The 14097-nt window shown below is 70.7% G+C and carries 14 protein-coding genes; 5 read left to right on the top strand and 9 right to left on the bottom strand.

From position 1 onward, the window contains the following. Positions 1–94: 94 nt before the first annotated feature. Genes LY625_RS10240 through LY625_RS10215 form a run of 6 tightly spaced genes read right to left on the bottom strand, consistent with a single transcriptional unit; the run spans position 95 to position 6095 of the window. Entirely contained in the window at positions 95–499 is a 405-nt protein-coding gene (locus LY625_RS10240) for a Na+/H+ antiporter subunit G (RefSeq protein ID WP_233740101.1), read from the bottom strand. After that, positions 496–738: a K+/H+ antiporter subunit F gene (locus LY625_RS10235; RefSeq protein WP_233740109.1), complete on the bottom strand. Its 243-nt coding sequence runs from the start codon at positions 736–738 to the stop codon at positions 496–498. The genes LY625_RS10240 and LY625_RS10235 overlap by 4 nt, the downstream gene beginning before the upstream one ends. Before the next feature lie 53 nt (positions 739–791). Then, complete coding sequence (locus tag LY625_RS10230) at positions 792–1277, bottom strand: Na+/H+ antiporter subunit E (protein ID WP_233740100.1); 486 nt, start codon at positions 1275–1277, stop codon at positions 792–794. Further along, on the bottom strand, positions 1277–2839 hold the full coding sequence (locus LY625_RS10225; RefSeq protein ID WP_233740099.1) for a monovalent cation/H+ antiporter subunit D: 1563 nt from the start codon (positions 2837–2839) through the stop codon (positions 1277–1279). Before LY625_RS10225 ends, LY625_RS10230 begins: the two co-directional genes overlap by 1 nt. Next, positions 2836–3252, bottom strand: coding sequence for a Na+/H+ antiporter subunit C (locus LY625_RS10220; RefSeq protein WP_233740098.1), 417 nt, complete (start codon positions 3250–3252; stop codon positions 2836–2838). The genes LY625_RS10225 and LY625_RS10220 overlap by 4 nt, the downstream gene beginning before the upstream one ends. Continuing rightward, positions 3252–6095: a monovalent cation/H+ antiporter subunit A gene (locus LY625_RS10215; protein WP_255703458.1), complete on the bottom strand. Its 2844-nt coding sequence runs from the start codon at positions 6093–6095 to the stop codon at positions 3252–3254. Before LY625_RS10215 ends, LY625_RS10220 begins: the two co-directional genes overlap by 1 nt. A 190-nt stretch (positions 6096–6285) precedes the next feature. Here LY625_RS10215 and LY625_RS10210 point away from each other — a divergent pair, with 190 nt between their 5' ends. Next, positions 6286–7155, top strand: coding sequence for an NAD-dependent epimerase/dehydratase family protein (locus LY625_RS10210; RefSeq protein WP_233740097.1), 870 nt, complete (start codon positions 6286–6288; stop codon positions 7153–7155). A gap of 6 nt (positions 7156–7161) precedes the next feature. Here the strand turns inward: LY625_RS10210 and LY625_RS10205 are convergent, their stop codons facing one another. After that, positions 7162–8049 (bottom strand): DMT family transporter, encoded by an 888-nt coding sequence (locus LY625_RS10205; RefSeq protein ID WP_233740096.1) that lies wholly within the window; start codon positions 8047–8049, stop codon positions 7162–7164. Between the two features lie 63 nt (positions 8050–8112). Next, positions 8113–9072, bottom strand: coding sequence for a phosphoribosylaminoimidazolesuccinocarboxamide synthase (locus LY625_RS10200; RefSeq protein ID WP_233740095.1), 960 nt, complete (start codon positions 9070–9072; stop codon positions 8113–8115). A gap of 134 nt (positions 9073–9206) precedes the next feature. Here LY625_RS10200 and LY625_RS10195 point away from each other — a divergent pair, with 134 nt between their 5' ends. The 4 genes from LY625_RS10195 to trpE all read left to right on the top strand — a co-directional run bounded on the left by LY625_RS10195 (position 9207) and on the right by trpE (position 13416). Beyond that, positions 9207–9539: a DnaJ domain-containing protein gene (locus LY625_RS10195; RefSeq protein ID WP_233740094.1), complete on the top strand. Its 333-nt coding sequence runs from the start codon at positions 9207–9209 to the stop codon at positions 9537–9539. 2 nt (positions 9540–9541) lie between these two features. Further along, positions 9542–10219 (top strand): ribulose-phosphate 3-epimerase, encoded by a 678-nt coding sequence (rpe, locus tag LY625_RS10190; RefSeq protein ID WP_233740093.1) that lies wholly within the window; start codon positions 9542–9544, stop codon positions 10217–10219. Between the two features lie 78 nt (positions 10220–10297). Next, positions 10298–11269 (top strand): lipid kinase YegS, encoded by a 972-nt coding sequence (yegS, locus tag LY625_RS10185; RefSeq protein WP_233740092.1) that lies wholly within the window; start codon positions 10298–10300, stop codon positions 11267–11269. 581 nt (positions 11270–11850) lie between these two features. Beyond that, positions 11851–13416 carry an anthranilate synthase component I gene (gene trpE / locus LY625_RS10180; RefSeq protein ID WP_233740091.1) on the top strand — a complete coding sequence of 522 codons (1566 nt, stop codon included), beginning with the start codon at positions 11851–11853 and terminating at the stop codon, positions 13414–13416. 41 nt (positions 13417–13457) lie between these two features. Here the strand turns inward: trpE and LY625_RS10175 are convergent, their stop codons facing one another. After that, positions 13458–14096: a hypothetical protein gene (locus LY625_RS10175; RefSeq protein ID WP_233740090.1), complete on the bottom strand. Its 639-nt coding sequence runs from the start codon at positions 14094–14096 to the stop codon at positions 13458–13460. Position 14097: the final 1 nt, after the last annotated feature.

Below are 14097 nucleotides of genomic sequence, written 5' to 3'. Positions count from 1 at the left end.
AGACGGCCGGCTCCCCCCGCGAAGGCTCCGAAGGAATACGCGCCCACCCGGAAAACCCCAACGTCCATGGATCCCCGCGTGCGCGGGGATGACGCTACTTGTGCGGGCCCGGCAGGTACTCATCGTCGCGACCGTCCGGCCGCGGCGGTACGTGCGTGTCCTCCTCGGACACGCCCGGCAACTGCGGCCGCTCGTCCATCCGCAGCGCCAGCGCCGCCTTGGCCATCAGGTGGGCACTGATGGGCGCGGTGATGAACAGGAACGCGGTGATCAGCAGCTCGCGCGGCTGCGGGTCGCTGCCGGCCCAGGCGTGGTAGCCGACCGAGGTGGCCAGGATGCAGCCCACGCCCAGGGTGCTGGCCTTGGTCGGGCCGTGGAGGCGCTTGAAGAACTCCGACAGCCGCACCAGGCTGAAGGCACCGACCAGCATGAAGAAGCTGCCGACGGTCAGCAGGAACACCAGCCAGATTTCCATCGCGTTGGCGAGCAGGGCGTTCATTCGACGATGTCCCGGCGGATGACGTACTTGCTCAGCACCACGGTGGTCACGAAGCCGAGCATGGCGATGATCAGCGCCGCCTCGAAGTAGACCGCGGTGCGCAGGTGGATGCCCAGCAGCATCAGTTCGGCGATCGCGGTGACGTTGAGGGTGTCCAGGGCGAGGATGCGGTCGGGCACGGTGGGGCCGCGGAGCAGGCGCCACATCGCCAGCAGGATCGCCAGTGCCACCGTGAACATCGATCCGATCACGGCCGCATCGATCAGGCTCACGCCGAAGACCTGGATTCCGGTCATGGGAAGATCTCCATCAGCGGGACTTCGTAACGCCGCTTGATTTCGGCGATCTGCGCCTCCGCGTCCTGCAGGTTGAACACGTGGATCAGCAGGTAGCGGCGGTTGTCCGACAGCGCCGCGCTCACCGTGCCCGGGGTCAGGGTGATGAAGCTGGTCAGTGCCGCGATCGCGTGGATGTTCTGGATGTCCAGCGGGTACCAGATGAAACCGGGATGGATGTTCGTCTCCCGTCCCAGGACCTGGCGGGCCACCTCGATGTTGCACAGCAAGATGTCCCACAGCAGCACCACCACCAGCCTGGGGATCGGCCGCACGCTGCCGATGCGGGCGAACTCGCGGTCCAGCCGGGCGGCGAAGGGCGGGATCGCCACCGCCAGCACCATGCCCATCAGCAACTGCTGCAGCGAGAACTCCGAGACCAGCAGCAGCCAGAAGACCACGATGAGCACGAACAGGAGCGGGGAGGGCATCCAGCGCTTCATCAGGGATTCCTCACGGTCGGCAGCTGCCCGCGCAGCTGGGTGACATAGTCGCCCGGGGCCAGCAGCTGCTCGGCGGCGGCCTGGGCGTAGCCGATCACCGGCGCGGCCGCCAGGGTCATCGCGATGCCGTAGGCCAGCAGCAGCATGGTGGCCGCGGTCTCGGTGGCGCGCATGGACCGCAGTCCCTTGGGACCGGGGCTGTGCCCGGCGCGGTCGCGCACGTCGGCGGCATCGCGGGTATTGCGCCAGAACACCCGGCTGCCGGCACGGGTCAGGCCGATGATCACCATCAGGCTGCTGACCAGGATCGCGGTCCAGGTCCAGCCGATGTCACCCTCGGGTACGGCTTCCAGCAACGCCATCTTGCCGATGAAACCCGACAGCGGCGGCAGGCCGGAAATCGAGATCGCCGCGACCAGGAACATGATCGAGGCCATGCGCCGCACCGGGGGCGGGGCGTTGATCTCGCGCAGGTCGGTACTGGCGTCGCCGCGGCCGCGGCGGACCAGGTCGGCGATCATGAACAGCGCGGCAGCCACGAAGGTGCTGTGCACCAGGTAATACAGGCCGGCGGCGATGGTGCCCGGCTGGCGCAGGCCGAAGGCGATGAACAGGGTGGCCGCCGACACCAGCACCAGGTAGGCCACCAGCATGCGCATGCGCGCGGCCGCCAGCACCCCCAGCGCGGCCAGCGCCAGGGTGCCGACCGCAAGCGGCACGATCCAGCTCCAGCCGTAGTCCTGCAGTGGACCGGCCGCCTCGCCCAGCATCAGCGCCCAGACCCGCAGCACCGCGTAGATGCCGACCTTGCTCATGACCACGAACAGCGCGGCGACCGCGGCCGGCGCGCGGGTGTAGGTTTCCGGCAGCCACAGGTACAGCGGCAGCAGCGCGGCCTTGGCGCAGAACACCACCAGCAGCAGGCCGAATACCGCCTTGGCCAACGCCAGGTCGTGGACCGGCAGGGCGGCGACCTTGACCGCGATCTCGGCCATGTTGAGCGTGCCCAGCACGCCGTACAGCAGGCCCAGGCCGATCAGGAACAGGGTCGAGGCGGCGACGTTGAAGGCCACGTAGTGCAGCCCGGCGGTCATCCGCACCCCGCGGCCACCCGACAGCAGCAGCCCGTAGGAGGCGATCAGCATCACCTCGAAGAACACGAACAGGTTGAAGATGTCGCCGGTCAGGAACGCGCCGTTCAGGCCCACCAGTTGCAGCTGGAAGAGCGCATGGAAATGCAGCGCCCGGCGGTCCCAGCCCGAGCAGGCATGCAACAGGCAGGCCGCCGCCAGAAGGTTGGTGGTCAGCAGCATCAGCGCCGACAGCCGGTCGACCATCAGCACGATGCCCAGCCGCGACGGCCAGTCGCCCAGCAGGTAAACGATCACCTCGCCGCTGTCCGCGCGGACCACCAGCCCGGCCACCGCCGCCAGCGAGGCGAGCATGAACACCCAGGCGACCGAGCGCTGCACCACGGTGCCGATGCGGCGGTGCTCGACGAACAGCGACAGCGCGCCACCGATCAGCGGGACCAGGACGGGAAGGAGTGCCAGGTGGTTCATGGCCGCTCCTCCCCGCGCGGAATCCCGAGCGGCGGCCCGACATCGCCCCCGCACGGTCGGTCGAGCTCCCCGGGCGGCGCCTCGAGGCCATCGAGGTGGTCGGTGTCGTTGTCGGCGCGGCTGCGCATGGCGACCACGATGGTCACCGCGGTCATGGCGAAGCCGATGACGATCGCGGTGAGCACCAGCGCCTGCGGCAGCGGGTCGGTGTAGTTGGCCAGGTCGCCGGGCACGCCCTCGCGGATCACCGGGGGCTTGCCCGGGACCAGCCGGCCGCCGGAGAAGATCAGCAGGTTGGCCGCGTACGACAGCAGCGTCAGCCCGAGGATGACATCGAAGGTGCGCGCGCGCAGCAACAGGTAGACCGAAGCAAACACCAGCACGCCGATACCGCTTGCCAGGGCGAGTTCCATCAGCGCAGGGCCTCCCCGGTGATTGCCGAACGTTGCATCGGGTCGATGACGCCGCGGTGGGCGACCATCCGCTTGGACGGCCTGAGCGTGCCCATCATCGACAGCATCAACATGGTCGAGCCGAACACCACCAGGTAGACGCCGATGTCGAACACGCTGGCGCTGGCCAGCGGGATGGTGCCGATCAGCGGCAGCTCCAGGTCGTAGTGGCCGCTGGTCAGGAACGGCGTGCCGAACAGCATCGAGCCGGCGCCACCGGCCGCGGCCACCAGCAGGCCGGTGCCGATGCAGCGGATGTAGTCGAAGCCGAAACGTGACTGCACCGACTCGGAACCCTGGATCACGTACTGGATCAGCAGCGGAACGGCGAGGGTCAGCCCGGCGATGAAGCCGCCGCCCGGGGCGTTGTGGCCGCGCAGGAACAGGAATACCGAGACCACCACCGTCAGCGGGAACAGGATCTGCGCCAGGTCGGCCGGCACCGGCAGCTTGACCGGCGGGCCGGGCATGACCTTCTCCGGTGCCATCCGCGCCCGGCGCAGCATGGCGTGCACCACCAGCCCGGCGATGCCGAACACGGTGATCTCGCCGAAGGTGTCGAAGCCGCGGAAGTCGACCAGGATCACGTTGACCACGTTCGCGCCCCAGGCCTCCGGCAGCGAGCGTGCCAGCAGCTCGCTGGCCATGGTGTCGGCCGGGCGGGTCATCATCGCGTAGGCCAGCGCGGCCACCCCGGTGCCGGCCACCGCGGCGATCAGGCCGTCACGCCCGCGCCGGAGCCACGAGCGTTCCGGTGGCGAGCCCTGCGGCAGGTAATGCAGGGCCAGCAGCATCAGCGAGACGGTGACCATCTCCACCAGCAGCTGGGTCAGCGCCAGGTCCGGCGCCGACAGCGCGACGAAGGTCAGGCTCACCGCCAGGCCGACGCCACCGATCACGATCACCGCCAGCAGGCGGTAGCGGTACAGCGCCAGGGTCGCCAGGGTGCAGCCGACCAGCAGCACCCACAGCACCAGTGCCAGCCGGTTCATCGGCTGCGAGCCGGCGCGCGCCAGCGGCGCCGGGTCGAGCAGCCCGGCCATGCCATTGGCCAGGAACGGCGCCAGCGCGGCGGCGACCGCGGCCAGGATCAGCCACAGCATGCTGCGCTGGACGCTGCCGTTGGCGAGCCAGTGGGTGAAGCGCCGGGCCAGCCGGAACAGCGCCTCGACGTTGATCCAGAACAGCGTGCGCCCCAGCGACCCGCGCACGATCGCATGCAGGTCGAACAACCGGCGCAGGCCGAAGTACAGGACCACGCCGCCGACCACGCCGGCCAGGCTCATCGCCAGCGGCAGGTTGAGGCCGTGCCACACCGACAGGCTGTAGGCCGGCGTCTGCGGGCCAAGCACTCCCAGGGTGGCCGCGCCCAGCAGCGGCCCGATCATCAGCTGCGGGGCGATGCCCACCGCCACGCAAAGCACCACCAGCACCGCGACCGGCACCTGCATGAAGGCCGGCGGCTCATGGATCTCGCGCTCGACCTCGCGCGGGCCCTTGCCGAAGAAGGTGTCGTGGACGAAGCGCAGCGAATAGGCCACCCCGAACACCGCGAACAGCAGCGCGGCCACGCTGACGCCGGTGCGCATCAGGTCGTGGCCCCGGATCCCCAGCGCCTGGGCGAAGAACATTTCCTTGGACAGGAAGCCGTTGAGCAGCGGGATGCCGGCCATCGCCAGCGAGGCGACGATCGCCAGCGCACTGGTCCATGGGAGGTAGCGCCGCAGGTTGCCCAGCTTGCGCATGTCGCGGGTGCCGGTCTCGTGGTCGATGATGCCGGCGGCCATGAACAGCGAGGCCTTGAAGGTGGCGTGGTTGAGGATGTGGAACAGCCCGGCGACCACCGCCATCGGCGTCGACAGGCCGAACAGCAGGGTGATCAGGCCCAGGTGGGAGATGGTCGAGTAGGCCAGCAGGCCTTTCAGGTCGTGCTGGAAGATCGCGAACCAGGCCCCGACCAGCAGGGTCAGCGCACCGACGATGGTGACCACGTAGAAGAACAGGTCGGTGCCGGCCAGCACCGGGTGCAACCGCCCCAGCAGGAACACGCCGGCCTTCACCATCGTCGCCGAGTGCAGGTAGGCCGACACCGGGGTGGGCGCCGCCATCGCGTGCGGCAGCCAGAAGTGGAACGGGAACTGCGCGCTCTTGGTGAACACCCCGCCCAGCACCAGCAGCAGGATCCACGGGTACAGCGCGTGTTCGCGGACCATCGCGCCGGAGGCCAGCACCACGTCCAGGTCGTAGCTGCCGACCACGTGGCCGAGCAGGATCACGCCGCCCAGCAGCGCCAGCCCGCCGCCGGCGGTGATCGTCAGCGCCATCCGCGCGCCGTCGCGGGCATCCTCGCGGTGGTTCCAGAAGCCGATCAGCAGGAACGAACTGATCGAGGTCAGTTCCCAGAACACCACCATCAGCAACAGGTTGCCGGCCAGCACCACGCCCAGCATCGAGCCCATGAACAGCAGCAGGTAGCCGAAGAACCGCCGGGCCTTCTCCTCCGGGCCCAGGTAGTAGTGGGCGTACATCACCACCAGCCCGCCGATGCCCAGGATCAGCCCGGAGAACATCCAGGCATAACCGTCCAGCCGCAGGGTCAGGTCCAGCCCCAGCTGCGGCACCCACGGCACCGACCAGCGGACGATCTCCCCGGCCAGGATCGCCGGAGTCAACGCCACGAGTATTGCCAGCCCCGCCAGCGGGACCGCGCCGGTGATCCACGCGGTGGTACGCCGACTCACCCCACTGAACGCCATCGCCAGTACGGAAAACAGGAACGGGAGGACTAGCAGCAGGGGCAGCATCGGGCTCCGCGATGGCGGGGGCGAGACGGGTCTGGGCGGACGCGGACGACTCGGCGTGTGAAGGAGGGGTGGCCGGGCATGTTAACCCGAAGAGCGGTCGCGAACAGTGCCCGTTATGCTGCCAATCCCACCCCAACCGGACCCGATCGTGCCGCCAACCGCCCCGCCCCAGGCCGCCGGAAAAGCGCTCGTGTTCGGTGCCAGCGGACCGGTCGGGCGCGCCGTGGTGGAGCGCCTGCTGGGCGCCGGCTGGCAGGTGCTGGCGGTGTCGCGCCAACCGCGCGAAGCGGGTGCGGGGCTCACCTGGCTGCGCGGGGAACTCGACGCGCCGCCGGTGCTCCCGGAGGCGGTCGATGCGATTTTCAGCTGCGGCCCACTGGACGCCTTCGCCCGCTGGTACGCCGGTGCCGGGCTGCAGGCACCGCGGGTGGTCGCCTTTGGCTCGACCAGCGCCCAGGCCAAGCGGGACTCCGCCGATGCCGCCGAGCGCGCGCTGGTGGCCCGGCTGCTTTTGGCCGAGCGGGCCGTCCTGGACACCGCCGCCACCCGCGGTGCCGCGGCGACGCTGCTGCGCCCGACCCTGGTCTACGGCGCCGGGCGCGACGCCAGCCTGACCCGGATCGCCACGCTGGCCCGGCGCTGGGGCCGCTTCCCGCTTCCGCGCGGGGCAACCGGGCTGCGCCAGCCGGTCCACGTGGACGACCTGGCCGCCGCGGCGGTGGCCTGCCTGGACCGGCCGGCCAGCGCGGGGAAGGTCTACGCACTGCCGGGCGGCGAGCGGCTGGCGTACCGCGAGATGGTGGCGCGGGTGCTGGGCTGCCTGGATCCGGCTCCGCGGTTGCTGGAACTGCCACCGGTGCTGTTCCGGATCGCCGCGCGCCTGGGTTCGATCATGGGGCGCGGCAGGGGGCTGGAAGCGGTGCTCGGCCGCATGCACAGCGACCTGGTGTTCGACGACGCCCCGGCGCGGCGCGATTTGGGCTACACGCCGCGGGCGTTCCGGCCCGACGCCGCGATGGTGACTCCTCCGCCGGCAGGCGGTGGCTCGGACCCGGACTGACGCGGCTCAGATCCCGCTGGCCGGTGGCAGCGGCCGTGACCGCGCCAGTGCCCGCAGGGCGATCATCAGCACCCCGCCCAGCACCATCGCCCCGCCGATCCACAGCTGCGGGCCCGGCCGGTCACCCCAGAACACGATGCCCAGGATCACCGCCAGCACCGGGGTCAGCAGCAGCCACGGGGTGAGCTGGGCGATCGGGTGACGCTGCACCAGCACGTAGTACAGCCCGTGGCCGAGCAGCGAGGCGAGCAGCGCCGAGTACAGCACCCCGGCCCAGACGATCCAGCTGGCCTGCGGCAGCACGGCCAGCGCACCCGGCTCGACCGCCAGGCTCAACGCCACCAGCGGCCCCACGGCGATGATCGAACTCCAGCCCTGCTGGCTGACCATGTTCAGCCCCACCAGGCGGCGCATCAGCACCGTGCCCAGGGCCAGGAAGGCGGCCGAGACCAGCATCAGCAGCAGCGAGGCCGGCTGCTGGATGACCGTCGGATCGAAGCCGATCACCAGCACCCCGGTGAAGCTGACCGCGATCGCCGCCCCGGTGCGCCAGCCGAAACGCTCGCCCAGCACCGCCCAGGCCAGCAGCGAGGCCATCGGCACGTAGCTCTGCATCACGATCGCCACCGAGGACAGGTCGCCGGCGAGCTTCAGTGCCCAGAAGCTCAGGCCGAAGTGGAAGACGTTGTTGCACAGCGCGACCGCCAGCAGCCGCGGCCATTGCCCCTTGGCCGGCGCGCGCACGAACGGTGCCAGCAGCAGCGCCAGGATCGCCATGCGCAGCGCGGTGTACTCGAAGGCGGGGACCTCCTGCAGCGCGTAGGCGGATGCCAGGAAGTTGCCCGCCCAGACCAGGCAGATGACGAGGATGAGCAGCAGGTCGCGCAGGGGCATGGCGGATCCGGTGGGACGACGGGAAGGAGGGCGGGCCGGGCCGGCCCGGTCGGTCCGTCGCGGTCAGTCCACGGTGATTTCCGCCAGCTTCCACAGCGCCTCGGCATAACGTGCCCGGGTGCGCTCGATCACCTCCGCCGGCAGCCGCGGGCCCGGCGCGGTCTTGTCCCAGCCGGAGGCCTCCAGCCAGTCGCGCACGATCTGCTTGTCGTAGCTGGGCGGGCTGGTGCCGACCTCGTATTCGTCGGCCGGCCAGTAGCGCGAGGAATCCGGGGTCAGCATCTCGTCCATGACGTAGAGCCGCCCGTCGGCGTCGGTGCCGAACTCGAACTTGGTGTCGGCCAGCAGGATTCCGCGTCCGGCGGCATGCTCGGCGGCGTGGCGGTACAGGCGCAGGGTGGCATCGCGCACCGCCTCGGCCAGGTCGGCGCCGCACAGGCGCACCGCGGTGTCGAAGTCGATGTTCTCGTCGTGCTCGCCGACCGCGGCCTTGGTCGAGGGGGTGAAGATCGGCTCGGCCAGCTGCTCCGCCTGGCGCAGCCCGTCGGGCAGGGCGATGCCGCTGATCCGGCCGGTGCGCTGGTAGTCCTTCCAGCCGCTGCCGATCAGGTAGCCACGGGCGATGCACTCGATCGGCACCGGGCGCAGGCGCCGCACCACCACCGCGCGCTTGTCGTACAGCGCCGGGTCGACCCCGTCGGGCAGCACGTCGGCGACCGCGATGCCGGCCAGGTGGTTGGGGATGATGTGTTCGGTGCGCCGGCACCAGAAGTTGCTGATCTGGCACAGCATCTCGCCCTTGCCCGGGATCGGGTCGGGCAGGACCACGTCGAAGGCGCTGAGCCGGTCGGTGGCGACCATCAGCAGGTAGCCGCCGTTGGCCGCGCCGCCGCTGGACGACGCATCGGCGGGCAGCCGCCCGGCCGGGATGTCGAACACGTCGCGGACCTTGCCCCGGTGACGCAGCGGCAACCCGGGCAATACCGACTCGGAAAGGGAACCGTGTAGCGATTGCGTGGACAACGTGAAGCCCTCGGTGGAGCGCCCTTCAGCACTGTCCCTGCCGCGGTCTGCCGCCGGCCTTTTCGCGCCCGCGGGCGCGACAGGGCCGGCCAGTGTACGCCGCCATGGGCCGGCGTGCAGGTACACTGCGGGGCATGAAGCGCTGGTACGGAAAACTGCTGGGATTCGTCGCCGGCGCCGCCCTGATGCGGTTCAATCCGCTGCTGGGGGCGCTGCTCGGCCTGCTGATCGGCCACGCCTTCGACACCGACTGGTTCCGCCTGCGCCGCGACGACCCGTACCGGGTCCTGGGCCTGACCCCGGAGGCCACCGACCAGGACGTCGAGCGCGCCTGGCGCCGGCTGATCAGCCAGTACCATCCCGACCGCCTGGAAGGCGCCGCGCCGGAACTGCGCCAGCAGGCCGAGACCCGCGCCCGCGAGCTCAACCGCGCCTACGACCGCATCCAGACCCTCCGGAAGAAGTAGCCATGCACAAGACCGTCATCGCCCCGTCCATCCTGTCCGCCGACTTCGCCCGTCTCGGGGACGAGGTCGACGCGGTGCTGGCGGCCGGCGCCGACTGGGTGCACTTCGACGTGATGGACAACCATTACGTGCCCAACCTGACCATCGGCCCGATGGTCTGCCAGGCACTGCGCAGGCACGGGGTCACCGCGCCGATCGACGTGCACCTGATGGTCGAGCCGGTGGACCGCATCGTCCCCGACTTCGCCAGGGCCGGCGCCTCGCTGATCAGCTTCCACCCGGAGGCCAGCCGCCACGTGCACCGCACCGTGCAGCTGATCAGGGCCGAGGGCTGCAAGGCCGGGCTGGTGCTCAACCCGGGCACCCCGGTCGACGTGCTGGATTGGGTGCTCGACGAGCTGGACATGGTGCTGCTGATGTCGGTCAACCCCGGCTTCGGTGGCCAGGCCTTCATCCCCTCCACCCTGGACAAGCTGCGCCGGGTCCGCGGGATGATCGACAACAGCGGCCGCGACATCCGCCTGGAGATCGACGGCGGGGTGAAGGCCGACAACATCGGCCGGATCGCCGCCGCCGGTGCGGATACCTTCGTCGCCGGCTCGGCGATCTTCGGTGCCGACGACTACGCCGACGTCATCACCCGCATGAAGGCCGAGGTCGACGCCGCGCGCGAGCGGTGACCGGTCGCCATTGGCCGGCATCGGCCTCCGGGCTGCCTGCCCACCCCGGCTACACGCGGGTGCACCGAAGCTGGCGCCATGGAGCATCGACCGGGTGGTGCGGAGCGCTGGAGACTGGTCCTCAACGGCAAGGCCGCGGGTGATCCGCGCCTGCGCGAGGCGGTGGGAAACCTGCGCGACCGCGGGATCGAGGTCGGCGTGCGCGTGACCTGGGAGAAAGGCGATGCCGACCGCTTCATTGCCGAGGCGGTCGATGACGCCGTCGGGACGGTGATCGCTGCCGGCGGCGACGGCACCCTCAGCGCGGTCGCGACCGCCATGGCCGCCCATCGCGACGGTGGCCTTGCCTCGCTCGGCCTGGTGCCGCTGGGAACCGCCAATGACTTCGCCAGCGCGGCCGGCATTCCGGAGGAGCCCGGAGCGGCGCTGGCCCTGGTGGCCGATGTCGACCCACGACCGCTCGACCTGCTGCGCATCCAGGCCGACGGCGCGGAGCACTGGTGCGCCAACCTCGCCAGCGGTGGATTCGGCACCCAGGTCACGGTCAACACCAGCGCGGGCCTGAAGACGATGCTCGGCGGACTGGCCTACCTGGTCACCGGGATCGCCAGCCTCGGCCGGATCGACCCGGTGCATGCGCGCGTCCACGGACCGGCCGGGAGCGGGGCGGCGGCATTCGAATGGCACGGCGGCTTCATCGCGTTGGGGATCGGCAACGGCCGGCAGGCGGGAGGCGGCCAGGCGCTGTGCCCGGACGCACTGATCGACGACGGGCTGCTCGACGTGACCATCATCCCGGACCTGTCCGACACGCTGGGCGAGACCGTCTCGAAGCTGATGGCGGAGGGCAGGGGGGATGCGCTGGAGTCCATCGCCGTCCGCGCCCGGCTGCCGTGGGTGGAGCTGGAATCGGGCGAGGCGTTCGTGCTCAACCTCGACGGCGAGCCGGTCAGTGCGCGCCACTTCCGGATCAGCTGCGAGCCGGCCCGCCTGCGGATGCACCTGCCACCGGACTGCCCGCTGTTCGCCAGAGGCTTGGGCTTCGGGTAGGTCGCGGCTAGCCGGCTGCCGTGGGGGAGAGGCCGCCCTCCTGACGGGCCTTCGGCCCTTTTTGAAGTCGGGCGGCCTCTCCCCCACGACATCCGGCTCCTCACGGCTGGCCTGGGGAAAGCAAAGGTCGTCCTACTCTCAGCTCTGTCGTCAAGCCCGCGAATCCGGGTTGCGGTGACGGAAACCGAAATCCATCGAAAACTCCCCGCAGCACAGATCGTGATGGAAGACGGATGCTGCGAGGGGGGTGCGGAGAGTGGGCCATGGGTGAAGCCGGGCGGCTTGCGCGGCACTGCCGCGCGCCCGGCTGAACGCCCGGCGCGCTGCGCCGGGCCGGACCGCGGAGCGGGCCCACGCCGCGACTTAAAGGCATGGATGCCGTCAGGAGCGCGGAGCACCCCCCTCGCAGCAGCCGGCTTCCCGCCACGAACTACCCGAAGCCCTATCCCCGCCCGCGCCGACCCGCTAAAGTGGCCTGATGATCTCCCGGGCACACCCGCGTTCCTGCACCGCCGGCATGGGTTGGCGATGGTGGCATCCGTCCACCGTCAACGCCCCGTCGCACCTGCAGGTAATGCCGCATGACCCCGCCCGAGACACGCTCGACTGATCCCCAGCACGACCGCTTCCGCCAGCTCGCCGCTGACGGCCACACCCGCATCCCGGTCGTACGCGAGGTCCATTCCGACCTCGACACCCCCCTTTCGGTGTACCTGAAGCTGGCCGACGGCCCGCACACCTGCCTGTTCGAATCGGTGCAGGGCGGCGAACGCTTCGGCCGCTACTCGATCATCGGCCTGCCGGCGCGGCGGGTGTATGCCTTTGCCGGCCACACCCTGTATGTCACCGAGCACGGCGAGCTGGTCGAGGCGCGGGAGGTGGACGATCCGTTCGCGGAGGTAGAGCGCCTCCGGACCCTGCATTCGGTACCGCGGCTGGAGGGGCTGCCGGGGTTCACCGGCGGGCTGGTGGGGTGGTTCGGGTTCGAGTGCGTGGGGTTCGTGGAGCCGCGGCTGGCGGGGGTGCCGGGTCCCGGGCGCGCTTCGCCTTCCCGGGCTACGGGGGGCGGGAGCGAGGGGCCCGTTGATGAATTGGGGACGCCGGACATCCTGCTGATGCTCTGCGAGGAGGTCGCGGTTTTCGACAACCTCAAGGGCAGGCTCTACCTGGTCGTGCATGCCGATCCGGCGGAGGCGCAGGCGTATCCGCGCGCGCAGCGCCGGCTCGACCAGCTGGTCCACCGGCTGCGGACCGGCGCCGCGTATCCCGAAACCCTTGATTCGGCGGGACTGGAAGAGGCGGATTTCGTTTCCGGCTTCAGCCGCGAAGGCTTCATCGCTGCCGTCGAGCAGGCCCAGGAGTACATCCGCGCCGGCGACATCTTCCAAGTGGTGCTCAGCCAGCGCCTGTCGGTGCCGTTCAAGGCCCGGCCGGTCGATGTCTACCGCGCGCTGCGCGCGCTCAACCCCTCGCCGTACATGTATTTCCTCGACATGGGCGAGATGCAGGTGGTCGGTGCCTCGCCGGAGATCCTGGTCCGCCTGGAGCACGGGGCCGACGGCCGCGGCACGGTCACCGTGCGCCCGATCGCCGGCACCCGTCCGCGCGGCGCCACGCCGGAGGAGGACGCCGCGCTGGAGGCCGAGCTGCTGGCCGACCCCAAGGAGCGCGCCGAGCACCTGATGCTGCTGGACCTGGGCCGCAACGACACCGGACGGGTCAGCGAGCCGGGCACGGTGCAGGTCGGCGAGTCCTTCGTGATCGAGCGCTACAGCCACGTCATGCACATCGTCAGCGAGGTCACCGGCACCCTGAAGGACGGGATGAGCTACGCCGACGTGCTGCGCGCGACCTTCCCGGCCGGCACCGTGTCGGGCGCGCCGAAGCGGCGCGCGCTGGAGATCATCCGCGAGCTCGAACCGATCCGCCGCAACGTCTATGCCGGCGCGGTCGGCTACCTGGGCTGGCATGGCGATGCCGACATGGCGATCGCGATCCGCACCGCGGTGATCCAGGACGGCAGGCTGCACGTGCAGGCCGGCGCCGGCATCGTCCACGACTCCGACCCGCAGAAGGAGTGGGACGAGACCATGAACAAGGGCCGCGCGCTGTTCCGCGCCGTGGCCGACGCGGCGCGCGGGCTGTGAGTCCCGCGCCGTCCGTCCGCCCCGCGCGGCGGCGGGCACTCCTAGCCGAACCGGGCCCGCGGGGTGTCGCTGCCCACGCGGGTGACCCGGATCACCGCCGGGTCGTCGGCATGCTCCAGCAGCAGCCGGCGCACGCGATCCTGCCAGACCTCGCCGAAACGCCGCTGCTGCGCCGGCGTGGCCTGGCCCTGCAGCACCAGCGCGATCAACTGCCGCTGCTCCGGGTGCACCGCCACCGCAGAGGTATCAAGCTCGACCTCGACCGTCTCGCCGTTGTCCATCCTCCGCATGCGGATCCCGCTGGCCACGGCATCGCCGTAGCGCAGCAACCCGTTGCGCGCATGCCGGCCGGCCAGGCCCTTGAACCCGCCGGGACCCGCGGCTCCAGTCACCAGCGTCAGCACCTGGCCGATCACGCCGGCGACACCCGCGTCCTCGCATTCCGGCAGGCTGACGGCCACCCCTCCGCGCTCCGGCGTCTGCGCCCCGTAGAGCGCCCGCAGCCCGGCCCGCGCGCACAGCCAGGCACCGGCCACCGTGGGGCAGGAGTGCCCGGCCAGGCGCACGGCATCGGCGTAGCGGTATTCGATGACGCCGTCGGGCGTGGCCCCGAGCATCTGCGCCAGCCCGTCACGCAGGTACAGCACCGGCGCCTGGTCGAAGAATTCCGGGAACGCCATG

Origin of the sequence: Lysobacter sp. GX 14042, assembly GCF_021390425.1 — a bacterium.
GTDB lineage: Bacteria > Pseudomonadota > Gammaproteobacteria > Xanthomonadales > Xanthomonadaceae > Novilysobacter.
The sequence above is the reverse complement of the archived record's forward strand: the minus strand, read 5'-3'. Positions and strand labels throughout refer to the sequence as shown.